We start from the raw sequence: 23,629 nt of genomic DNA, 5'->3' as shown, positions 1-23,629 counted from the left end.
AGGATCGGAATCCCACTCTCGCCCAAGTTGTGCCTCCCCGCGAGCCGAAGTAAGAGGGGGTGGGCCGAAAGCGCGTGGCCGGTGCCCGGCAGGATGCCGAGGGCTATGAATCCCGCCCAGGAGGGTGGCCGTGACGGCTCTTCGACTCTACTCACCCCACGGGCTCGCCGCCCTCGTTGCGGTCTCTTTGGCCGCCATGGTCTCGAAGGCGGACGCCCAGGGCCCGACGGTCGAGTCGCGGGATTTCGCCCGAGTCCCCTCTTCGTCGACTATGGGCCCGATCCCCGGATCCGGCGGGACTCGCGGCGGCGCACCGGCCGACATCGGCTCGATCCTCGGCGGGCGTCCGGGTGCCTCGGTCCCCCGAGCCCCGACCGATATTACGCGGCCGGGGGCGGGTTTCGGCATCCGGCCAACCCAGGGGGTCACGCTGCCGCCGGCAATCCCCTTCAGCGAAGTCCCCTTGTACGGCCCGCTGTCGGTCCCGGATTCCTCCGAGGGCGAGGGCCCGCCCGATGGGCTGACGCTCGATGCGGCGGTCGATCGCCTGGTCCGGGAGAACCTCGAGCTCCGCTCCCTGTATCACGAGATCCCCAAGGCGAGGGCTGACGTCCTCACCGCGAGCCTCCGGGCGAACCCGATCCTCTACGCCGACAGCCAGCTCATCCCGTACGGCAACTTCTCCGAGAAGCGGCCCGGGGGGGCGACCCAATACGACGTCAATATAACGCATCCCTTCGACGTCTCCCGGAAGCGCCAGGCTCGGACCGCGGTGGCGACCCAGGCCAGGTTTGTCATCGAGGCCCAGTATCAGGACGCGGTTCGCCAGCAGATCGACGCCGTCTACAATGCCCACGTCACGATCCTCGGGGCCCGGGAGACGGTCCGCTACGCCCTGGCCAGCGTCACCGGCCTGGAGCAGCTGCTCGACAAGGCCCAGAGGCTCCTCAAGGGGGGCGAGCGGACCCTGGGCGACGTCGAGCGGATCAAACTGCAGCTCAACTCCGCCCGAATCGGGCTCGCCGATGCCCAGGAAGCCCTGCGGGCCGCCAAGCGTCCGCTGACTCCGCTCCTCCGAATCCCGCTGGCCGAGGTCGAGTCGATCGAGCTCCGAGGCACCATCGAGGACGTCGCCCCTCCGCCCCCGCCCGGGGACGAGTTGATCCGGATGGCCCTCGACAGCCGGCCGGACCTGGCCGCCGCAAGGTTGGGTATCACCCTGGCCCAGGCCGACGTGAAGCTGGCCAAGGCCGAGAGATTCCAGGACATCTACGTCCTGGCCCAGCCCTACACCTTCCAGAATAATGCCCCGTTCGGCACCAAGAGTGCCCACTCGTGGGCCTTGGGTGTGACGGTCCCCCTGCCGATTTACAACCGGAATCAGGGCAACATCCAGAGGGCCAACGTCAACGTCTCGCAGACGCGGACCCAGCTCTGCCAGCTGGAGCTACGCGTCGCGACCGAGGTCCGACAGGCCGAGCGGGAATACCACGTGACCCGGGAGGCAGTCGGGCGGATCGAGCAGGACCTCCTGCCCGGGGCCCGACGGATCCGAGACGAGTCGCTCAGCCGCTACAACGAGGGCGAGGCGGCCCTGGTCGATTACGTCGTCGCCCAGCGGGACTACAACGAGGTCGTACGCCAGTACCGCGATACCCAGGTCCGCCACCGTCGTAGCATGCTCGCACTGAATACGGCCATCGGCCGGCGGATCCTTCCTTGAACCGGAAGAGATCCCGAGCGGGGAGGACGATTCCGGTCGATGGAAACCCCTAGGTTGTAGGCCAGGTTTTCTGAAGTTAATCCTCCCATTTGCGCGGGGATGGGGATCCTTCGAGTCGATTCCGGGCTAGTTCATTAATGCTTGACCTGTTTGCGGTCTGGAATGGCTTTCGCGGGATCCTCTGGTGGCCGACATGATTCACCTAGCCAATGAGAACAGGGGACTTTCACCATTCGAGGAGAATGACCAGAAGGCTTCGGCTCCATTCCGCATAGCAAGCTCGGATCACCCTCTCATACGAATTAGATTTAATTTGTGCGCATTCGTGCCGGTCCAGGTAGGGGGCGGCGCATAAGGACTTGATCCGCTCGGCGTCGGTGCCCACCGCCACCAACGCCGAGCATGCCGCCTCCTTCAGCTCCTCCCAGTCCTCATGGACGCGGTTGGACCAGTCGTGCGCGCGGAGGTAGTGCCACAGGTTTTCGATCGGGTTGAGCTCCGGCGAGTACGGCGGCAGGCGGATCAGCGACCCGTTCGTCGGTACCTCCAGCTCGCCACTGGTGTGGAAACCGGCGCCGTCCGAGATCAGCGCCGCGTGCACGCCCGGGGCGAGCTGCGCCGAGAACTGCTCCAGGAACACGCTGATCGTCGGTGTGTCCAGGTGCGGCATGACGATGCCGGCCGCCGCCCCGGTGGCCGGGCACGCCGCAGCGATCACCCAGAGGTAGTCGTACAGCGTCTGGCGCACGGCGGTGGGCCGCGAACCGCGTCGGGCCCAGACGGCCCTCGGCGTCCCCTTCTGGCTGAACCGCGCCTCGTCCTCGAACCAAACCTCGACCCGCTCGCCGGGGTGGGCCCGGGCGACCTCGTCGAGGCGGCCGGCGACTTTTTTGGGACTTCTCGGACGCGTCGGGGTCGGCCTTGGCGTGCCGGGGCCGGGGGTCGAGGCTGGAGTAGTCGAAGGCGACCTCCGGGGCGGTGCGGCCCTCGGCGGCCAGGATGACGGCGCGGATGCGGAGGAATCGCCTCCTACCAGGCGATGCGTCGGCCAGGGCTCGGAGCCGGTCGATCGTCAGGTGTTCGGTGACCTGCATGGTGGTGTGCCCTGGAGGAGGGGATCCATCATGAACTCGGCTTGGTCGGGGCGCAAGAGGGCGCGCAGGAAAATAGTAGAATCCGTATGAGACCCCCGCACTTTTGGCCGCGAGTGCACAGAACGGCGAATGTGTCCAGGTCCGGCTCCGCGTTCCGACGGGTGATGATGTACGAGCCGGAAGACGGCGGCGGCGTGCTCTTCCTCTTCTGCACGCTCGAGGACTCGCCATGCGAAGCCGACCACCGGTACGAGAGCGCGGCCGACGCCGGGCGAGACGCGGAGGATGGACTCGGGACCAGTGCGGAGGACTGGCGAACGATCCCCGACCCAGTGCCCGGCCTTCCTGACGACCTGTTCGCTAGCCACGACGTAGAAGCTGGTCGATCAACCCTCATGAAATCTCGGAAAACACAAAATTAAATTTATTTATGTGAACAGTTATATTGAAAAACGTCAGCTTAAGCACGGGATTCGTGCCCTGATCCCTACCGATCGCTACCGGCTGCCGGTCTCATGTCGCGATCGAGGCCCTGAGGAACCCATCTCGTGGCGAACTCTCACGGTATTACACCATGCTTCCGTCATGGAGATGCGAACGGGTCGGCCGGGAAGCCGGCGTCGAGGACGGCCGCGGTGGTCGGGTCGGTCCCCAGTTTCGCCCTCCAGGCGGCCGCCTCCCCGGGCCTGGCCCACGACTCATACAGCGCGACGATGGACCGGACGGTCCCCGCGATGTTGTGCCGGGATTGGGGCGTGATCTGGTCCGCGCGAGCCCTGAGGCCCTCATATCCCCGGAGCAGCAGGGGTTCCGCCTCGGGATACTTGCCCTGCTTCCGCAAGGAGGTGCCCAAGCTCGCCCGGATCACCGAGGTCCTCCAGTGGTCGGGTATCTTCCGCTCCGCGATTTCGAGCGACTCCCGGAGGATCGGCTCGGCATCGGCGTAATTCTCCTGCCCTATCAAATTGTTCGACAACGCGCCCAGCGCATTGCTGTATTCATCCGAGTCGTGATCGTACCTCTCACGCAGGGCGGCGTGGACCTCCCGGAGGTTCGACTCGCTGAGCTGCGGCTTGCCCAGCTTGCTGTGGACGAGCGCCAGGTGGTTGACGACCTGCTGGGTGATGGCCGTGTCGCCCATCCCGAACGCCTTCCGCGCACCGGCGAGGGCCTCGCCGAGCAGGGCCTCCGCCTCGCCGAGTCGACCGCGCATGCTGTAGTGGGCGCCGAGGTTACTCAGTGTGACGATCGTTTCTTCATGCCCCGCGCCGAGTGTACGCCGCTGTATCGCGAGCACTTTCACCAGGATCGGCTCCGCCTCGTCGAGGCGGTTGCTCATCGAGCAGAACACTCCCAGGGCCGACAGCGCCCGGACGGTCGCAGCGTGGTCGGGGCCCAGACGGCGTCCCGTCGCCTCGGCGACCTGCTTCGCCAACTCGATCGCCTCCGCGCGTCGGCCGCGATCCCAATAGACGGCGGCGAGGTTGCCGCTGGCTTGGAGGGTCCAAGGGTGTTCGGGCCCCAGCTTGGCGCGGTCGGTCGCCAAGATCTCGTCGTACAGGTCCTCGGCCTCCTCCAGGCGGCCCAAATCCCGCAGGGCGAGGGCCAGGTTGCTCGCGGCCTCCAACGTACGGGGATGGTCGGCCCCGAGGGTCGCGCGCCAGCCGTCCCGGGCGCGCCGGTACCACGATTCCGCCTCGGTGAACCCGTTGCGCGTGTGGTGGAGGGATCCGATGTTGTTCATTGTCTCGAACGTGTCCGGGTGGCTGTCGCCCAGCGCGGCGCGGCGGCCCTCGAGCGCCTGCAGCAGGAGCGGCTCGGCCTGATCGGGGCGGCCCCGATCGCAAGCGAGTGCGCCCAGATCGTTGAGGCTCTGGAGCGTGAGCGGGTGCCGGGCCCCGAGCCGGGCGCGGCGAGCCTCGAGCACCCGCCGGTAGAGGCGTTCGGACTCGTCGTCGAGGCGGCGGTCGGCGAGCAGGGCCGCCAGGGCCTGCATGCTCGCCAACGCCTCGGGATGCTCGTCGCCGAACCGGAGCGTCCGCAACCGGACGGCCCGCTCGAGGTGGCCCTGCGCCTCGGCGTACTCGCCCAGGGCACGATACGCCTGGCCGAGCGTGAGCCGGACGGCTGACTCGGTCAGCTCCTGCCCCCGGAATCGCCTTTCGACCACCCGCGCGGCGCGGTCCAGGAGCTCGCGCGCCTTGACATCCCGGTCTCGCCCCAGGTCGGCGGCCTGGTTGCCGATGTCGGCCTGGCCCAGCAGGTCCTCCAGCAGGAAGGCGTTGACGGCCCGCGCGATCGCCGACTCCTCGTCGGCCCTCCGCCGCTGCTCGGCCTCGGCCCGCCGTGCCCGCTCCTTGTCGTCTCGCTCGTTCTCGGCCCGGCGCTCGTTCGCTCGCGCCTGAAGCCCCGCGGCCGTCGCTCGCGCCGCTTGCCGGACGCTGATCGTCGTCCCCAGGATCAGGAGCAGCGCGAACGACCCGGTGATGACGAGCGCCTTTCGGTGCCTGCGGGTGAACTTTCGAAGTCGGTAGGCGGTGCCCGGCGGGCCGGCCTCGACCGGTTCCTCGGCTATGTAGCGTTCAATGTCGCGGGCCAGCGCGTTGGCCGTCTCGTAGCGGCGGGCGCGGTCCTTCTCCAGGCATTTCATCGCGATCCAGTCGAGCTCCCCCCGCACGATCCTCGACAGCCGAGCCGAGTCCGGGTGGCGTCGGGCCGCCGCGCCGGGGGATGAGCCGCCGATCCGGGCGCTGGGGCGTGGCGGGTCCTCCTCGCGGAGCCGCCGCAGGAACTCGTCCCAATCGGCTGGCTCGGGCCTCGGCCGCCACAACGGCGTCGTCCCGGTAAGCAGCTCGTACAGGACCACGCCGAGGGCGTACACGTCGGCCCGGGTGTCGACGTCGTGGCCGCGGAACCCGGCCTGCTCGGGGCTCATGTACAGGGGGGTCCCCATCAGGGCGCCGTACGCCGTGTGGAGGGTCTGCCCGGTCAGCGGCTCGCGCACCACCTTGGCCAGGCCGAAGTCGATCACCTTGGGCACCGGCCGTCCGTCGACCGGGCCGACGAGGATGTTGCTCGGCTTGAGGTCGCGGTGGACGATCCCTTTCTGGTGCGCGTGCTGCACGGCCTGGCAGACCTGGACGAAGAGCGCCAGCCGTTCGGCGACGCTCAACCTGGCGTCGTCGCAATATGTCGTGAGCGGCACTCCCTTGACGTACTCCATGACGAAGTACGGGCGACCGGCGTCGGTCGTGCCGCCGTCCAGGACCTTGGCGATGTTCGGGTGGTCCATCATCGCCAGCGCCTGTCGCTCGGCCTCGAACCGGGCGAGGACCGCATTCGTGTCCATCCCCGCCTTGACCAGTTTCACTGCCACCGTTCGGCGGACAGGCTGGGTCTGCTCCGCCGCCCACACGGCCCCCATCCCGCCCGTACCGACCTCCTCGATCAACATATAGCGCCCGGACAACACAGTCCCGGCCTGCTCGGTCGGCGGGTTGACCCAGGCCGTCGTACCCACCGGGCCCGGCGGGACGCCCGGGCGGTCAAGGATACCGGTGGCTCGGTCGTGCCCGGCGAGGAGGAGCTCGAGCCGCTGCCGCAGTCCGGCGTCCCCGCCGCACGCCTGATCCAGGAACGCTCGACGCGCGGCCGGGCTCGACTTTTCCAAGGCGGCGATGAACAGGGACTCATCCGTCATGGCAGCGACCTCGGGCGATGCGAAGGTGGCCTCCAGGATATCATCGCGATCCGCACCTCGCCTCTCAGGACCTGTTCACGGCGGTTCGACCGGGGGCCGTCCACCGAGGGCAGGGTAAAAAGTGGACGGTCGCCTCACGCGATTCAAGATGCCGCCGGCCAGGGAGGACGCCGCCATCCTCAATTCCCCATGCACTGCTCCTGGTTGCAGGCCCCGGCCGGCAGTATACTTGGGCGCATGTCCGATGTCACCCACCTCCTCGGCGCGGCCGCCGACGGTGACCGCAAGGCGGCCACCGAGCTGCTCCCCCTCGTGTACGACGAGCTAAGGAAGCTCGCCAGCGCCCGCATGGCCGCGGAGGCCCCCGGTCACACGTTGAACGCCACCGCCCTGGTCCACGAGGCGTACCTGCGGCTGGTCGGCCCGGCCGATGACCGACGCTGGGACTCACGCGGCCACTTCTTCGCCGCCGCGGCGGAGGCGATGCGGCGCATCCTCGTCGATTCGGCCCGCCACAAGGCGGCCGCCAAGCGCGGGGGCGGGCGGCAGCGGGCACACGCCGACCTGGACACCTTGAGGGTCGATGACCCGGACGCGGACCTCGTCGCCCTGCATGAGGCACTGGAGCGGTTCGCCGCCCACGACCCGGCGAAAGCCAGACTCGTCGAGCTGAAGTTCTTCGCCGGCCTCACCCTGGAGCAGGCGGCCGCCTGCCTGGGCATCTCGCCGTCCACCGCCGACCGGGGCTGGAAATACGCCCGCGCCTGGCTTTACTCCGCCATGGCCGGCGGCGTATCCGAAGAAAAAGTTCCTACCGCCTGACGTGTTTGCCCTCCCGATTCCGCATTGGGTGCCACGAGGGGGCGGCGATCGAGCCGTTCGCCCCCGTGACCACCCACACCGAACGGGAGGGACTCATGCTGAGCTCACTTCGCAAACTGGCAGCCTCCATCCGAACGACACCCCGCGGCGGGCGGAAACGCCGCAAGTTCGCCCCCCAAATCGACGCCCTCCAGGCTCGCCTGGTGCCGACCGTCTTCCTGAGCGGCGGGCACCTGATCATCTACGGCACGCCCGACAACGACACGGTGTCCGTCGTCCGCGATGCCCGCGACCCCAACTATTACAGGATCACGGAAACGCGCCAGGGCGCAACTTCCACCACGCGGGTCACCAACATCCTCGTCGTCAGCGTCACGGGGGACATCGCGTTCACGGGCTACGACGGCGACGACTATTTCACCAACGCCACCTCCGAGCGGAGCTTCGCCCACGGCGGCAACGGCAATGACGTCCTCATCGGCGGTTCCGCCTCCGACGAGTTCTACGGCGAGGCCGGCAACGATTCCTTGAACGGCGGCGCGGGGTCAGACTACCTGAACGGCGGGGACGGCAGCGATTCGATCTATGTCGGCGCCGATTCGAGCTCCGCCTCGAACTACGTCGACGGCGGTAGCGGCAACGACCTCCTGGTCGGCGACGCCGGGTCGGACGAGATGTACGGCGGGGACGGCAATGACATGATTGAGGGCGGCTCCAATGACCTGAGCCTGAACCGCCTGCACGGCGGCAACGGCAACGACACCCTCAAGGGCGGCGGCGGGACCGACTTCCTCTACGGGGACGCGGGTGCCGATTTACTCCAAGGGTATGGCGGGAACGATTTCCTCCGAGGCGGCACAGGCAGGGACTCGCTGTTCGGCGGTGCGGGGGACGACACCCTCGATGGCGGCCGCGGTGATGGCGAAGCGGACCGCCTCGTCGGGGGGCCCGGGGCCGACGCGTTCCGATACGATCCGTACGAGGACGACTCCTGGTGGCCCTGGAGCTACACCCCGCCTTCTAACCAAGATGAACCTCAGGACTTCCTCAAGTCCGAGGGAGACGTGATCCGTATGTATTGATCGCCCGTCGGTCGCGTCGACCCGCCGGACGCGGAGTGAGCCGCGTGGCTTCGTGCCAAGGCGTGGTCGTGCGTCCGGTCGGTCCGAAAGGTTCCCAGGTTTTACTGTTGTGCGAAGCGATCGGATGCGCTGAGAACCATTGACCGGTCGACAGTCCCGCCCCCCGCACCCAACGGCATGAAAGGAGCCCCGGATGTTTGCTCGCCCCCGCCATCCCGCGGTCCGCCGCCCCCGCACGTCCCGCCGCCCCGCCTTCGAGCCGCTCGAAGAGCGTCAACTGATGTCCCTCGGGCCCGAGATGATTTATCCGATCAACACGACGAACCATTCTGCGCGATTGTCCGACAACGCCACCTCCAGCGGAGGCTCCTCGGTCGTCGTCTGGATGGAACATGACAACCGCGCCGACACCGACATCCGGGCCCAGCGGTTCAATTCGTTCGGCACCAAGCTCGGCCCGGAGATCAGCGTCGCCTTCAGCAATCTGACGGAGCATTCGCCGGCGGTCGCGATGGACGACCTGGGCGGCTTCGTGGTCACCTGGACCCAGCAATTCCCCAATAGCGAAACGGACGCCCTGGCCCAGAGATTCGACTCCAACGGCAATCGCGCCGGCGGTCTCATCGAGGTCGGTGTCGGGAGGCCCAGGGAGGGCTCCTCCGACGTGGCCACCGACCGCCTCGGCAACTTCGTCATCTCCTACAACAGGCAGGTCGGCAAGCTCACCACCGACGTCGTCGCCAAGCGGTATGACAGAGGCGGCCAGCTCCTGGGAGTGCTCGATGTCGCGGTCGGCACGGTCGCCGATTCGCAGTCGAGCATAGCGATGAACCCGAACGGCCGCTTCGACATCGCCTGGGAGCGGGGCTCCAGCGGGACCCAGCACGATGTCCTCCTGAAACGATTCACTGCGGGCGGCGGCCTGCTCGGGACACACTTCATCTCCACGAATGTTGCCGACGACCGAGACGCGAGCGTCTCGATGGACAACGCCGGCAACGCCGTTGTGGCCTGGCATCGGGCCGGCGACATCAAGGCGAGGCGCGTCGGCCTCGACGGGGCGCTCGGCGTCGAGGTCAGCATCGCCGGCACCACCGCCGTCGAATTCAAACCCGCGGTCGCCCAGAGGCGGGGCGGCGGCGGCTTCGTGGTGGCGTACGAAGTCCTGGTGCCTTCCGGCGAGAACCGGACCCGGGTGGCCGAGGTGAGCTTCACCAATAAGGTCTCGACCGTCGACATCGGCGTCCGGTCGGACCCGTCGCTGAGCATCGACGCGTTCGGCAACTACCTCCTCACCTACACCTCGCACGTCTCGATCGTCCTGGGCGACATCCGGGGCCGACGCGGCTACCTGGGTGCCTGATCGGCCTCGAACAGGGGAGGATGCGAGGCGAGCCAGGAATCTACAGGTTTCGTCCCTCCTCCATCGTTCCCACCCCCGAAGGCACGAGAGCCTGATTCGGCACCCTGAAGTCGCCATCGGCCTGGCCGACTACAGCAGGCCCGGGAACAGGAGGGCGATTCGCGGAGCGGACCGGCGATCGAGCGTCGGCGAGCCGAGGGAACCACCGGCACGGGGTGGACGTCGGATTCGGGGATGTCCCGGCTGGCACCTTCCGGGGCGATGGATCGGCGTGGACGCCGCCATCGTCCCTGTCGGGCGGCCCTGGTCTACGCGGCGAGTGAGAGGCCGCGAGATCTCGGATGACCCTCACCGTGCCCGACGCTTTGAAGCCGCGACCGAGGCAGAACCTCCGGAAGCGGCGGGGCGAGGATTGCGAGCGCCTCTCGGCGAGCGACTTCCCGCCCGACCAGAGCGTATTGATTCGATTCCCCGACGGCTCAGACGCCCTCTTGCGATTCGCCTTCGCGATCGCGGACGAGTCAGCCGGAGATGTCGCCGTGTTCACGGAACACTGCGGGTACCACATATTCCCCTGCGGCGAGGCCGAGGTGGAGACCCTCCAGTCCGACTGGCGGTAGGCCGGGCCCAGCCCGGCGACAGTGGCGAGTGGCGGGAAATCTTCGCGGGCCGAATGCATCAAGTCGCGGAAAGTACAGCTACCCGCTCCGCCTCCTCGCCCCGAGGCCACCGGCCAGCTTCCGCTTCGGCTCGACCGCCGCCGTGGCCGCCTTCCGCCGGATCGCCGGGATAGAATGATCGAGTCCGCTCCGGTCGCAGCGCACGCAGACCTCCAGCAACTCCAGCGGCCTCCCCCCGCATCCGATGCATGGCCCTCGATCGGCGGCGGCCCCCCAGATCGGCCGGAGCCCGACGAGGTGAATCGGGCGGAACATCACCTCGCCGACCAGGCCTCCGACCCGGGTCCGTTCCCGGCGGTGGGACCGCTGGCGATCGGCGAAGTCCGCCAACGGCTTCGACGGAATGGCCCGGGCCGTCACCGTCCTGCTCAACGAGGTTATGAAACTGGAGCGGACCCAGGCCCTCGGGGCCGCCCCCTACCAACGCTCCGAGCGACGCAACGGCTATGCCAATGGGTTCAAGCCCAAGACCCTCCACACTCGCCTCGGCCCCCTCACCGTCGATGTCCCGCAGACTCGAGGGATCGAGTTCTACCCCTCCGCCCTGGAGAAGGGCGTCCGCAGCGAGCGGGCGCTGAAGCTGGCCGTCGCCGAGATGTATGTCCAGGGCGTCTCGACCCGCAAGGTCGCCGCCATCACCGAGAAGCTCTGCGGCCTGGAGGTCACGAGCAGCCAGGTCAGCCGGGCCGCCGAGGCCCTCGACGAGGAGCTGGAGCGGTGGCGGACTCGGCCGATCGGCGAGATGCCCTACCTGATCCTCGACGCCCGCTACGAGAAGGTCCGCCACGGCGGCTCGGTCGTCCCTTGTGCGGTCCTGGTGGCGATCGGCGTCGACCCCGAGGGGAAGCGGTCGGTGCTCGGGGTGAGCGTCTCGCTGTCGGAGGCGGAGGTCCACTGGCGGGACTTCCTGGCCTCACTCCAGGCCCGTGGCCTGCACGGGGTGAAGCAGGTCACCAGCGACGACCACGCCGGGTTACGGCAGGCCCTCAAGGCCCGGATGACCGGCGTACCGTGGCAGCGCTGCCAGTTCCACCTGATGCACAATGCCATGGCCTTCGTACCCAAGCCCGAGATGCGGACCCAGGTCGCCGAGGGCATCCGGGCGGTGTTCGATGCCCCGGATCGGCCCGAGGCCCAGCGGCAGCTGGAGATCGTCGTGAAGCGTTACCGTGCCAAGGCCCCGAGGCTGGCCGAATGGCTGGAGGAGAACATCCCCGAAGGGCTGACGGTCTTCGCCCTGGCCGCGCGGCATCGGCGGCGGCTGCGGACGAGCAACATGGTGGAGCGGTTGAACGAGGAGATCAAGCGGCGGACACGAGTGGCGGGACTGTTCCCGAACGATGCTTCGGCCCTCCGGCTGATCAGTGCCGTGGCGATGGAGATCAGCGAAGAGTGGGAGATGAACCGGAAGTATTTGACGATGGGGCCGGGGTGACCTGGCCGACTTCGAGCCCGGAATTTACAGAAACCGCGTTGCACTATCTTGACCCGCACCACGTTGGTCTGGATGAAGTTGGCATCCTTGGGCGTCGCCACGTCGGCCAGGAAGGCCGAATTCCCGTGCTCGTTGCGGAGCGGGATGTCCTTCATGTCGCCGACGAGGTCGAACATCGAGTTGGAATCGATCGCGTAGTCGGTCTTGCCGAATTTCGCGCTCCCGGTGGGCAGGAAGACGTTGTAATCGTCGACCGCCTTGAGGACGTCCAGGGGCGACATGTGGCGTGCCTGGAGTTTCATCCGATCGAGGTAGAGCATGATGGCGCGAACCTTTCCGCCATAGACGATCGGAGCGATGGCGCCCGGTTGAGACATGATCATGGGCCGGACTTCATACCGTCCGGTGTCGAAGAGTGCGGCCTCTCCTTGTCCGGCGCCGTCCAGCGCCAGGAGCGCGACGGGCGTGGTGCTGGTCGGGTCGTAGGGGAGGACGACCGGGGGCAAGGTCCCAGGCGGCATGGTGGGGTATTCCCATCCGGCCAGAGAATTGGCCTCGGTGAGGGCTCCGCTGCGATCGACGTTGCTCCGGAAGTAGTCGCGAACGATGCTCACCCCCACGATCGATCGGGAATCGATCCTCCTGCCGCCCGAGGCCTGGACAACACCGCGTTCCATGCGGGAGGTGATGTTCTTCTCGATGCTGGCCGCGGGCATCCCCCCGTAGAAGGTCAGGACCTGGACGCCAGGGCTCCGGAAGACCGGCAGGATATCGATCGGGATGGCGTAGGCCGCCAGCGAGCCGAGCACCGCCGCCGCCAGGGACATGACCGTGACGGCGATCGGGTTCCGCAGCGAGGCCAGGATGAGGCCGTTCATGGCGCGAGCACCTCCATAGGTTATGAGGGATATTCCACCGGGCTGTCCTGCCATCCGTCACTCGGCCGGTCCGGTGACGACCCGCATCCCGGCCTCCAGTGCCGTGCCGGTGCGCCGCACGACGACGTCATCGGGCCCCAACCCCTCGATCACCTCAACCAGGGTGCCGTCATCGGCCCCGAGTCCGACCTCCACGCGTCCGACGCGACCATCCCGGACGACCTGCACCACCCCTCGACCCGCACCCGAGCGATCGAGGATGCACGCCGAGGGGACCGTCAGCCGTCCCGATAGCGGTTCGAGCGAGATCCTGGCCCGGCCATACATCCCGTCTCGGAGCAGGCCCTCCGGGTTGGGCAAGTCGATCTCAACGCGCATCGTCCGGCTCGCGGAATCCTCGGACTCGCCGATCCGCGAGATGGAACCGCGAAACTCCCGCCCGTCGAGCCCATCGATGGTCACGCTCGCGGGGTCGCCGGGGTCGGTCAGCACCACGTCTCGATCGGGGACTTTCACGATCACCCGCATCTTGTCCGTCCGGAGGACCGTGAGCAACGGCGGCTGGGCCCCGACCGAGGCCGATCGGACGAAGGCGCCGGGATGGAAGCCGCGATGCGTCACCACTCCGTCGAATGGCGCGATGATTTTTGCATACCCCAGGTCGACGCGGGCCCTGGCCGATCGCGCCTCGGACACGCCGATCGCGGCGAGGGCCTCGGCCACATCCGCGCGGGCCTGGTCGACCTTGGCGACCGCCCCCGCCAGGCGGGCCTTCGCCGTCAGGATGGCCAGCCGCCCGGTCCGCTCCGCGGCGATCGTGGCCTCTCGGTCGCGCTGCTGTTCGTCCACGAGCTTCTTGTCGATGGCGTTGCGCTCGTAGAGGGATTTCACGCGGATATATTGGCCTTCCGCGAGCCTGCTCTCGGCGACCAGCCGGTCGAGATCCGACTCGATCTGCTTGGCCGAGGCGGCGACCGTGTCGCGCTCGGCCTCCCTCGCCTTGACCTTGGCTTCCATCTGCCGGGCATGCGCGCGGGCCTGCTCGACCATGGCATCGGCATCCTCGGCGATCCGGATCTCCCGAGGCACGTCGATCTCGGCCAGGACTTCCCCCTTCCGGACGCGGGTGCCGATATCGACCGACTGCGATTTGAGATACCCCGAGACCATGGCATAGAGCTCGACCCTCTCGAACGAATGGACGGAACCCGGCTGGGTCGTCACCCGCTCGATCCCGCCCTTCCGGGGATTCAAGACTTCGACCCGGCGCGGGGGGGAATCCGATCTCGACGAGGGCCGTGGGGCCTCGATCCCCGATGGTCCGGTTGCGCCACCGACCACCACTCGCAGCAGGATGACGATCGCAGTAAGTAGAATTGCCACGGTCACCGTCGCCGGACGAATCCTGGGAAATCGCCGAGCACGCCCGGTCCGTCGTCCAGTCGTAGTCACAGGGACATTCAAATGACCAATCTCCCGAGAGGGTCCTCGCGCGGTGTAACCACCCGGGCGTCGACGTGGAGCCCATCTCCTCGATGGGACCGCCGATTCGCGGGGCGAGATGCATTGCGGGGGATCATACCGATTCGGGCATTAACCCGAGGTTAACCGAACATAAGTTCCCCCTAAGGCAGGACGCCGGGAAGGACCACCTGGGCTCGAAGATGGCCGGGCCGGAGGCGCGGCCCGACGTTGCATGCCTCGAGCATGGCGTACGAAAGGGCCGACGAACCAACCTGGAGGGTCTCCCGTGCTCGGTGCACGGGGTCCTACCGGGGCCTCGCCCCATGCGGACATCGAGGCCTTCGACGGTCCAAGCTCGCATCGCGAACGGACGAGGAGATCGGGGACTGGCCCAAGGCTCGGTCCGAAAGCTTCCCCACGGGGGAAAACCGTCGCGGGCCGGGTGCCAGTCCCCGATCTCCGGGCGCATCGCTTGTTTGAACCTCTGTAGAACCGGAATGGCGAGGCCTCGAAGGCCACGATCTGCCACCGCGCAGGACGACATGGGCCGTCGAATGCTGCTGGTGGGCGACGAAACGGGGCCGGGTGGGGCAGGGGCCTTGCCGCTGGCCACGTCGAAAGTCACGGTTCTACAAAAGTCAGCCACCTGGCGCCGGGTATCGACCGCGAGCCGACGGATCGCACAATTCCAACATGAACACGCACCAATTTTTTAGCGGAGTGGTGAGGACGTGCTCGATGCGACTCACCCGGCCTCGGGAAACCTACCAACACCCCTCGTGTAGGAGGAAAAGCCCTCCGGAGGCTCCGCCGAGGGTCGGCGGACCGGACCCTTGTCGGTCGGGTGGGTCTCGTGGATGCGGATGATGAGGCTCGGATCATTCGGCATGGTCCCGGAGCCCCGCCCCCGGACGAAATGACAGGCGAGTCGACAAGCCATCGGCGAGCGGATGCCCGATCGAGACGACTTCCGCTCGGAGACCTCGGGGAGAGTTCCCCGAGGTCTCGCTCGTGGGCCTGTCAGAAGGGTTTCACGCCCTGCGGGGCGTTGTTGTAGCGATTCTCGAGCCGGTCGAGCTGGCGGATCTGGTTGCTCGTGTTCTGCTCGCGGAGGTTCTTGTCGAGCGATTGCGACTCGGCGGACGCCGACTCGGGTGCGCCGGGCTTGGGGGCGTCGGTGGGTGGCGGGTTCGGCGCGGAGCCGACTCGAGCGGTGCCACGATAGAAGGCGTACTGGCCCGTCCCCTTGCGGGCGACGGCGGTCACCTGGCCGGTGACCCCTTCGGCCACGAAGACACCCCTCAGGTCGGTCTGGCCCGAGAAGAAGGTCGGGTTGTCGGTGCCGATCACCTTCACGAGGACCTTGGGAACGAGGTCGCCGGTCTTCGCGTCACGGACCCTCACGCGGACCCGACCGGCGTCGGCCTCCTCCACCACCTCCAGTTCCAGGGGGGTCACCAGGGCAATCCCCGAAGTGTAGAGATTCTCACCTCGGGCCATCACGAGGTAGGCCCCTTCCTTGGCCAGGGGTAACTCGAGCGTACGGACCCGATCGGCGAAATCGGCCCCGTCGCCGAGCTTGATGCTCGACTCGTGGAGCGGCGTGATCCCGGCGAGGTCGATCCCGGCGATCCCGTCGAGATTCCTCCGGGTCAGGTAGAGCCGCATCAGGTCGACCGGGTAGACCTTCAGGTCGGCCTCGGCGATGTTCCGGTAGCCGAGGTCCACCTTGTCGGGATAGGTGGGCTCTGGCTTGCCCGCGTCTACTCCAACGCCGACGTTGCGGAATTTCGGGTCCGTCGGCATGGGTCGATCGCCCGGAGGACGGATCACCGAAACCTCGGGGAGTTTCAGATCCTTGCGAGTGAGGGCCTTCACGGCCCCGGCGGCGTCGGTGAAGCGGTCGGCGACCTGTCGGTAGTACTCGACGGCCTTGGCGGGGTTGCGCCGGGCGTCGTAAATCTGGCCGAGGATGTAGATCGCCTGCCACTTGTTGGGGCTGGGCTGGTCGACACCATTGGGGTCCTTGTAAGTCGCCTGCGCGATGGCCTGGGCGACCTCGATGGCGCGGTCGTACTGGCCGAGCGAGAACCGGCCGAGGGCCTCGCTGTACTGGAAACTGTCCTGGAAGGTGCTCTTGGGGTAGAGCGTGGCGAACCTCGGGGCGAGTCGGACCACCGCCTCGAAGTCTTCCAGTTCGAGGAACGAGCCGAGGAGGGCCAGGCTCGCCTCATCGGCCAGCGGATTCCTGGGAGACTGCGAGAGGAAAGTCTGGATCATCCGAATCGTCTGGAGGAGGAGTTCCGACCGGGTAACCCCGGCCTCGGCCAGTTCCCGGCGGAGGGCGGGGTCGGTGATCGCCTTGGTGGCGGCCCCGGCGATCAGTTGCGAGAGCCCGAAGAAGTCGGTCTCGATCGACGGGGTGTTGGGCGACTCACGCCAGAGGTCGATCAGATAGGCGATGGCCCCCAGAGTCTTGCCATTCTGGCGGAGGGCCTCGCCGACCTGGGCGTCCTCGATGTAACTGGCCTCGGCGATGGCCCGGAAGACCAGGTAGGCCCGCTCGTGCTCGCCGATGTCGCGATAGGCCCGGCCGATGACCAGGACCTCGTCGAAGGGGATGACCAGTTCGGGGCCTTTCTCGCGGAGGATCTCGAAATCCTGGACGACCTTCCGGGGCTGGTAATCCTTGATGTGTATCGTCAGGAGCATCCGCGCGGCATCCTTGGCGACCTCGTCGCGGAGCCCGTAGCCCCCGAAGAGTTCTTCGAGCGGCTGGGCGGCCTCGGCAAGCTTGCCATCCTCGAAGAGTGCCTTTCCTCGGGCGTACAGCTCATCCGGGGTGGCCCGGTAGGGGTCGGTCGAAGGCTCGCCGGGAGCGAGGACCTGGAGCGAGGCGGGCTCGCCCAGGTGGACCTGGCGCGGATCATAGGCCCCTCGGATCTTGGTGGGCAGGGCCCGATAGCGGCCGGGGAGATATCCGGCCAGCTCGTACTCGATCGTGTTCAGTCCATCTTCGGGTGCGAAGTAGAAGGTCAGCACGTCGTCGATCAGCTCGAAGGAGCTGGCCGTGGTCTGCACCGAGCCTTCGATCAAGGTGGTCCCGGCGGGCAGGGGCTCCTCGATGACCACGAAGTCGCGTTCCCAGGTCGGCTGCCCGGTGGGATGGTACTCGCCCGGGTAAACCTTGACCTTGATCCGCCCCCCCTGCGCGACCTGGGTGGCCTTGTTGACGAAGGTCGTCGGGTTGACCGCCACGCCGAAGCCGGTCGGCAACGGCTTGCCGTCCAATTCGGGATCGGCGGGGAAATAAGGGCGTCCGAGGATCTGGAAGACCTTACCGTCACGCTTCTGCTCGGGGGCGAAATCGCGAGCGAAGCCGGTCAAGGTGACCGAATAGCCCAAAGTCCCCCGACCTTCGATCTGGAACCGGACCCGGTTGGGATCGCCCAGCTTGAGCGCCTTCCGGGGGACGGCCACGACCTGACCGACGGGCGAGCCGATGACCTCGGCCCGATGGACCTCGGTGTCGTTGACGATCACGACCAGCCGATAGCGATCCTCGGCCAGGCCCGCCTTGCCGTAGAACGCCGCCAGCGCGGCCAGTGCGGCCCCCTTGGCCTTGTGCGGGTTCCAGCCTTGCCCGACCCGGTGGGCCAGCAACCAGTCAATCGCCGCCTCGACCTCGCCGGCCTGCGGGCGACCCTTGGCGAAGGCGAGGGCGGCCAGGGCCGTGGTCTCGACGGACCCCCGGTGATAAGGCCCCTGATCCTTCCCCTCCCAGTACTTCCGGGGCTTCTGGCCCGGGCCGGCCGACTCGGTCTTGGCCCGAGGGGCCAGCACATCCAGGACCTCGCCGGCCAGGTTCGCCCGGTCGAGCTTGGTCATCGTCAAGGCCAGGTAGGCCAGGGCGATATCGGATAGATTCTGGCGGGACCGATTCAAGGCGTTGGCCTGTTCAAAGGTCGCCTTGCCCAGCATGGCCAGGGCGTGGAGGACCTCGGCGCGGGCCTCGGGGATATTGCCCGCCCGGATGAACTCCTGTTCGAGGTAGGTCGTCGCCTTGTCGAGGGCGGCGGGCTCGGGCAACATCCCGAGGGCCCTCGCCTCGCTCAGGGCGTAGGCCGCCTGGGCCGAGGCCAGGCGATCGCTGGCGGGGCGCTTCCGGCCCTCGGCGGGGACCACCCAGGGCCAGCCCCCGTCATCGTTCTGGGCGGTGACCAGCTCGGCGACCAGACCTCGAATCCGATCGGCCAGCCGGGACGCCTCGGGGGCCTCGGGAGCCTTGACCTCGCGCAGGTAGATCAGGGCCGATGTGGCCCCGAGCAGATCCGAGGCGCGATCGGTGGTCGTGTCGGGGGTGGGCGGCCAGATGATCCGGCTCTTGGAGGCGGCAAAATTCACGATCCGGAAATCACGTCCCAGGGCCAGCTCGATCAGGAGCCTGCGGATCGTGGGGGAGACGTCGATTCGCATCTCGGGGTTTTCATAAGCCCGGCCCGCCGGGAGCCCAACGAACACCGTCGCGCCATTGGAAGTGGTCCCCGAGGCCGAGGCGAATGCCTGGACGCCCCAGGGGCGGATCGGGACCTCGAGGACCAGTTCGTCGGAAGCCTCGCCGGCCTTGGCCGTGAGGGTCAGGCGGACCGAATCGCCATCGGGGACCTCGAACGGCTCGAAGAGGATCTCCTCGACGCCGTCCCCCTTCCATTCGAGGGCCTTCGGGTAGACCTCCTGCCGCTCTCCCGAGTAGATCGTCAAGCGGACCTCGGCTGGGCCCTTCACGCCCAGGTGGTGAACCTGCGCGGCAAATCGGGGCTTATCCCCCTGGGTGAGAATGGTCGGGACTTTGAGATCGACGAAGAAATCCTTGCGGACGACCAGCCCCGAGAGTGCCTGGCCGACCAGCGTGTCGTTGCCGGTCACGCCTCGGGCCGAGAATTGATAATCCGAGAGGGACATCGGGGCCGTGAATTTGACCGTCGCCTTGCCATCCTTGCCGGTGACGACCGAAGGGTTCCAGTAGGCGGTCTCGGTGAACTGCTCGCGAGGAAGCGCGGGATTGGCCGCCATCTCGGCTTTCTTGGCCCTCGCGCCCCGCCCGAAGTCTTGCAGATCCTCGCCGGATTTCTCCTGCATGCCGAAAGCTCGCTTACGGTCGACGTCTCGGACCGAATCCATCAAGCCGTCGGCGGCCGGTTGAGCCATGTTCAGGGTGGCGCCGGCATGGGCCTGGCCGGGTGCCCCCATCCCGACCATACCGCCCCCCATCCCACCCATACCGCCCGGCATCGGAGGAGCAGCCGGGGCCATCATTCGAGCTGCGCTCATCTCGCCCATTCGACCGTTGACCGGACCGTTCGCATCGTATGGGGCGGCGAATCGGGAAAGGGCCTGGGCCTGCCCCTTGACGGCTTCGCGGCTGGCATCGTTCCGGGCCTGGGCAGCGACCCTCTCGGACTCCTCGACCACGGCCTCGGAGACCGGCATGGTGGCCGGCTCGTCTCGGAAGGTGTTCGTCGCCTCGGTCGAGAAGGCACCCGTCCGGGTCTGGTCGTAGAAGAACGGGCCGATCGGCGGGCGATTGTCCTCGAAAAGCCTCAGGAGCGACCGGTCGACCAGGGCCAACGCGACCTCGGCCGCGACCGGCTTGCCGAGCTGGTCGACGGCCTGGACCTCCACTTCGACCTCCTCGCCCGGCCCGACCGACGGCTTCTTCGGGGTGACGGTCAGCCGGAGGTCGCGTTCGACCCGGATGTCCAGGCTGGCCTCGTCGAATCGGTCTCCGGCCATCCTCGACGCGGTCAGGGTGAAGTTGGGGAACTGAGTCCCGTCGATCTCCCAGCTCAGCGGGTTTTCCCCCTCGGAGATCGGCAGGAGCTTGTACTGGAGGATCCGATCCGCCTCCCAGGCCAGCAGGGCCGTGCCGGGGCCGGAACGGCTGTGGAGCCGGACACCGGCGGTCTCGCCGACCTTGAACGACTGGCGGTCGGTCAGGATCCGGAGCCGGGTCTCGTCGTCCTTCCCGGAGATTTGCAGGGCCTCGTCCGAGACGATCGGGTTGCCGAACTGGTCGGTCCCGGCGGCCCGGAGGATGTACGAGCCACCCCGGTCGTCGTCGATCTTGAGCGAGGCCGTCGCCTTGCCGGTCTCCTTGTCGGTGGCGACCACGCGGGTGGAGACTTCACGCTCGGTGGTCCGCCCCCCCTGGGTGACCTGCTTGAGGACCGCCACCCTCAGTTCCTGGCCGATGGGCTTACCCTGAGCATTGAGCGTGGCGAGGTTGAGGGCGAAGGTCTCGCCGTCGAGGTAGACGTCGCGGGTCGTGGACAGGTCGATCCGGAACCCTTTGATCGCCAGCATCACACCGGCGACCGCCCCCACGTTATCGCCCGGCAGCCGGGCCACGATCCGGAGCGCCTGCTCCTCGGAGAATCCATCGGTGGGGAACTCGACGTGGAACTTCCCGGCCTGGTCGGTCGAGCCCCGGACCGTCCGGCCGTCGGGGAGCAAGACCTCGATCGGACGGCCGGCGACGGGCGCCCCGTACTGATACCTGGCGATCAGGTCGGCCTGGATCTGCTCCCCCCGGTAATAGACCGTCCGGGGCAGGTCGAAATCGAGGTCGATCTTCTCCAGTTTGTACGACCGGACCTCGAACTGGCCGTTGAAGGTCGAGTGGCCCGGCCGGGTAAGAGTGACCTGATAGGTCCCGACCGGAGCCCCCTGATCGAGCCGGACCGTCTCGTGGAAGGTCCCGTACTCCGACAACGTCGTCGGCCTCGCTAGGATCGTCCGACCCCGGGCATCGCGGACGTCGAGCTGATAGACTTCTTTCGATGGATTGAGGTACTGGCCATCCTGTGCCTCGCGGATGACCCCTCGGAGCGCGACCTCCTGGCCGGGCCGATAGGCGGGCCGATCCGTGTAGATGTAGGCCCTCGGGGTGAGGCCCTGGGCCACCTTGTCCGGCACGCCGAGGGCCGATCCCGCCGCGTCCGGTCCATCCAGGACGAGATACTGGAGCGCGGCATCGGGCAAAGGCGGGGCCGGAGGGACGAGGATGTTCGCGGTGTCCTGATCGGGCGAGAAGCCCGGGGCGAAAGGCCCCGAGCCGACCAGCGGCCGATCCCATTTCGCCAGCAGGACGCCGTCGTCGCCGGTGGTCTTTTCGAGGATCACCCCCGAACCGTCGGCCACCAGGACCCGGGCCCCTTTGCGCCCCTTGCCGGTCTTCATGTCCTGGGCGAAGACGAGGATCTGCTCGCGCGAGACCTTCACGATCGCTTCCAGGTCCGAACCGAGGACCAGGGCCGTGGCCTGGAGCGTCTTCTCGTCGGAGACCTTCACGACGTAGACGCCGGGCACGGCGACCTTGAGGTCGTAAGTGGCCTCGACCGGCTTGAACTTGCCATAGCCGGGGACCGGCACGGTCCACTCGGCGTCGGGGGCGACCAGCCCGACATCCAGCGACCCGACGCCTCCCAGGACGTGCTTCTTGCGGAAGTAGGCCTCGGCATTCAGCTTGTAGGCGGTGAAGGTCAGCGTCTCCAGGTTCCGCGAGGTCACCTTGAGATGGGCCGTCTCCCCCGATCGGAAGGTCCGGGGACTGACCACGGTGAGGGCCTTGGCCTCCATCACGGCGATCCGCTGGTTGGCCTGAGAGGTCCAGGGCTCGGCGGTCACCTTGCGGAACCGCTCGATCGCGCCGGCGGGGTCCCCTTTCTCGGTCTCGAAGATCGAGGCGATCTCGAACTGGGCGTGGGCGGCGGGCTCGGAGCCGGGGAACTTGCCGATCAAGGGATCCCAGGAGGCGATCGCCTCGTCGAATTTCCGCTCGATCTCGAAGCTCTCGCCGACGGCGAACATCAAAGTGGGGACTCGAGAATCGAGCGGATTCTGGGCGATGAACCCCTCCCAGAGGATCCGGGCCTCGGCATATTTCTCTCGAGAGAGGGCGTCGGCGGCCTCCTGGAGCTTCGTGTCGAGGATTGCCCGCTGGGCGTCGGCCGACTGCGGGCCGTTGGGGAACTTCGCCAGGTATCCCTGATAGGCGGCGACCGCCTCGTCGAACTTCGCCTGCCCCTGAAGGGTCTGGGCGACCTGGAAGGTGGCCGTCATCGACAGATCGGCCAGGTCCCGCTTCGCCTGGTCGGAGTCGGCCTGGTAACCCTCCCCCTTCAGGAAGGAGGTGAGTGCCTTGATCGCCTCGTCTGCCCTCCCGCGGGCGAGGTAGGACGCCCCGATCTCATAAGCGGCCCGTACGGCGTCCGGGTGGCCGGGGGCGTCGGCCAGGAACCTCCGGAGCGCGGCCACGCCCAGGTTGAGCTGGGTATCATCGGGCGGCGTCGGGATCCCGTGGGTCCGGGCGATCTGATAGAGGGCTTGCGCCTTGAGTTCGGCAAGGTCCTTCGATGGGGCCTTGGCCAGCTCGACCCCGAGATCTCGGGCGAGGTCGACGAAGGTCAGCCGGGCGGCGACGGCCTGGCCGGTGGCGAGCTGGGCCTCCCCGAGGTGGAACCTCGCGGCGAATCGATCGTCCCCCTTCGGATACTCCTTGAGGTAGGCCTGGAAGTCGCGAATCGGGTCGATCGCCAGTCCGGGGGCGGGCTGCTGGCCCTGGGCCCCGGGCTTCTGGCCAGCCCTGGCCATCTCGAAGAGGAGCGAGGCCCGGAGCTTCTCGCCCTTGGCCAGCTCGCGGGCCTTGGCCAGCAGGGCGTAAGCCCGAACCGGGTCGGACGGCGTGACCGGGTCATCCGGGGTCATGAGCTTCCGCGCGAAGGCGTGATAGACCCCGGCCAGTCGGTCCTTCCGATCGGCGTTCAGGAGCGATTCGGCCTCGGCGCGGGCCAGGGCCTCGGCCTCGTCAGGCCGTCCCCTCGACAGTTCGACCGCCGCCAGCTCGAACCGGATCTTGGCGGCCCAGGGCCCCTTCGGGTCCTCGTCAAGGGCCTCGGTGAGCGTCCGTTGCGACTCGTCGGGCTTGCCCGCCAGTCGCTCGGAGATCCCCCGGAGGAAGCGGTAATACGACTTCTCGACGGGACTCTTGGCCTCGGCGATCAGCCTGGCCAGTCCGGCGTCCGCCTCGACGTACTTCCCTTCCTGGAGGGCTGCGACCACCGAGCCGGGGACGTCGGGAGTGATCGGCGAAACGGCCCGACTCGTCTCCTGGGGCGATTTCGAGGGTTCGTCGGCCCCGAGGCCCGTCGCGAGCATCCCGAGTGCCGCCAGGGCCATCAGCGGCCACCGACCAGGGCGCCGTCCGTCGTCGATCGTCATCGAGGAATCTCCCGGAGAGTGGAGAACAGAAGTGGAGCGTCGGAGGCTCGGCCGTCGACCTTGGACGCCGCCGACTCCGAATTCGTTCCCGAAGGGATGCCGCCCAGGG

At 67.7% G+C, this 23,629-nt stretch carries 11 protein-coding genes and 1 pseudogene; 6 read left to right on the top strand and 6 right to left on the bottom strand.

The genetic code is table 11. The annotated features are described in order from the left end of the window. Nucleotides 1–130 precede the first annotated feature (130 nt). Nucleotides 131–1,723 (top strand): TolC family protein, encoded by a 1,593-nt coding sequence (locus P12x_RS17290; protein WP_435005644.1) that lies wholly within the window; start codon nt 131–133, stop codon nt 1,721–1,723. 226 nt (nt 1,724–1,949) lie between these two features. Here P12x_RS17290 and P12x_RS17285 read toward each other — a convergent pair whose 3' ends face one another. Then, nucleotides 1,950–2,759, bottom strand: a complete 810-nt coding sequence (locus tag P12x_RS17285) for an IS630 family transposase (RefSeq protein ID WP_435011679.1) — start codon at nt 2,757–2,759, stop codon at nt 1,950–1,952. A gap of 641 nt (nt 2,760–3,400) precedes the next feature. After that, nucleotides 3,401–6,517, bottom strand: coding sequence for a tetratricopeptide repeat protein (locus tag P12x_RS17280; protein WP_435005642.1), 3,117 nt, complete (start codon nt 6,515–6,517; stop codon nt 3,401–3,403). A 237-nt stretch (nt 6,518–6,754) separates the two neighbouring features. Between P12x_RS17280 and P12x_RS17275 the strand changes: the two genes are divergently transcribed. The 4 genes from P12x_RS17275 (at nt 6,755) to P12x_RS17260 (ending at nt 10,404) form a co-directional block, all read left to right on the top strand. After that, nucleotides 6,755–7,339, top strand: a complete 585-nt coding sequence (locus P12x_RS17275; protein ID WP_435005641.1) for an ECF-type sigma factor — start codon at nt 6,755–6,757, stop codon at nt 7,337–7,339. Nucleotides 7,340–7,434: 95 nt separating this feature from the next. Further along, nucleotides 7,435–8,421, top strand: coding sequence for a calcium-binding protein (locus P12x_RS17270; protein WP_435005640.1), 987 nt, complete (start codon nt 7,435–7,437; stop codon nt 8,419–8,421). A 193-nt stretch (nt 8,422–8,614) separates the two neighbouring features. Further along, nucleotides 8,615–9,784, top strand: coding sequence for a hypothetical protein (locus P12x_RS17265; protein ID WP_435005638.1), 1,170 nt, complete (start codon nt 8,615–8,617; stop codon nt 9,782–9,784). 341 nt (nt 9,785–10,125) lie between these two features. Further along, entirely contained in the window at nt 10,126–10,404 is a 279-nt protein-coding gene (locus P12x_RS17260; RefSeq protein ID WP_435005637.1) for a hypothetical protein, read from the top strand. Between the two features lie 78 nt (nt 10,405–10,482). Here the strand turns inward: P12x_RS17260 and P12x_RS17255 are convergent, their stop codons facing one another. After that, nucleotides 10,483–10,794, bottom strand: coding sequence for a hypothetical protein (locus P12x_RS17255; RefSeq protein ID WP_435005636.1), 312 nt, complete (start codon nt 10,792–10,794; stop codon nt 10,483–10,485). On the opposite strand from P12x_RS17255, the gene P12x_RS17250 reads away from it, so the two are divergent. After that, the gene (locus P12x_RS17250) at nt 10,718–11,899 is read left to right on the top strand and encodes an IS256 family transposase (protein WP_435011678.1); all 1,182 of its coding nucleotides are present in this window, start codon (nt 10,718–10,720) and stop codon (nt 11,897–11,899) included. The two genes, P12x_RS17255 and P12x_RS17250, sit on opposite strands and share 77 nt — an antisense overlap. Before the next feature lie 101 nt (nt 11,900–12,000). On the opposite strand, the pseudogene P12x_RS17245 reads toward P12x_RS17250, so the two are convergent. From P12x_RS17245 to P12x_RS17235, 3 genes and pseudogenes are all read right to left on the bottom strand, one after another. Further along, a pseudogene (locus P12x_RS17245) lies at nt 12,001–12,777 on the bottom strand (efflux RND transporter permease subunit); the annotation flags it as partial. 57 nt (nt 12,778–12,834) lie between these two features. Continuing rightward, nucleotides 12,835–14,031, bottom strand: coding sequence for an efflux RND transporter periplasmic adaptor subunit (locus tag P12x_RS17240; protein WP_435005635.1), 1,197 nt, complete (start codon nt 14,029–14,031; stop codon nt 12,835–12,837). Between the two features lie 1,230 nt (nt 14,032–15,261). Beyond that, nucleotides 15,262–23,520 (bottom strand): MG2 domain-containing protein, encoded by an 8,259-nt coding sequence (locus tag P12x_RS17235; RefSeq protein ID WP_435005633.1) that lies wholly within the window; start codon nt 23,518–23,520, stop codon nt 15,262–15,264. Nucleotides 23,521–23,629: the final 109 nt, after the last annotated feature.

Source organism: Tundrisphaera lichenicola (genome assembly GCF_051175385.1).
Taxonomy (GTDB): Bacteria; Planctomycetota; Planctomycetia; order Isosphaerales; family Isosphaeraceae; genus Tundrisphaera; species Tundrisphaera lichenicola.
This window is presented reverse-complemented; position numbering and strand designations above follow the sequence as displayed.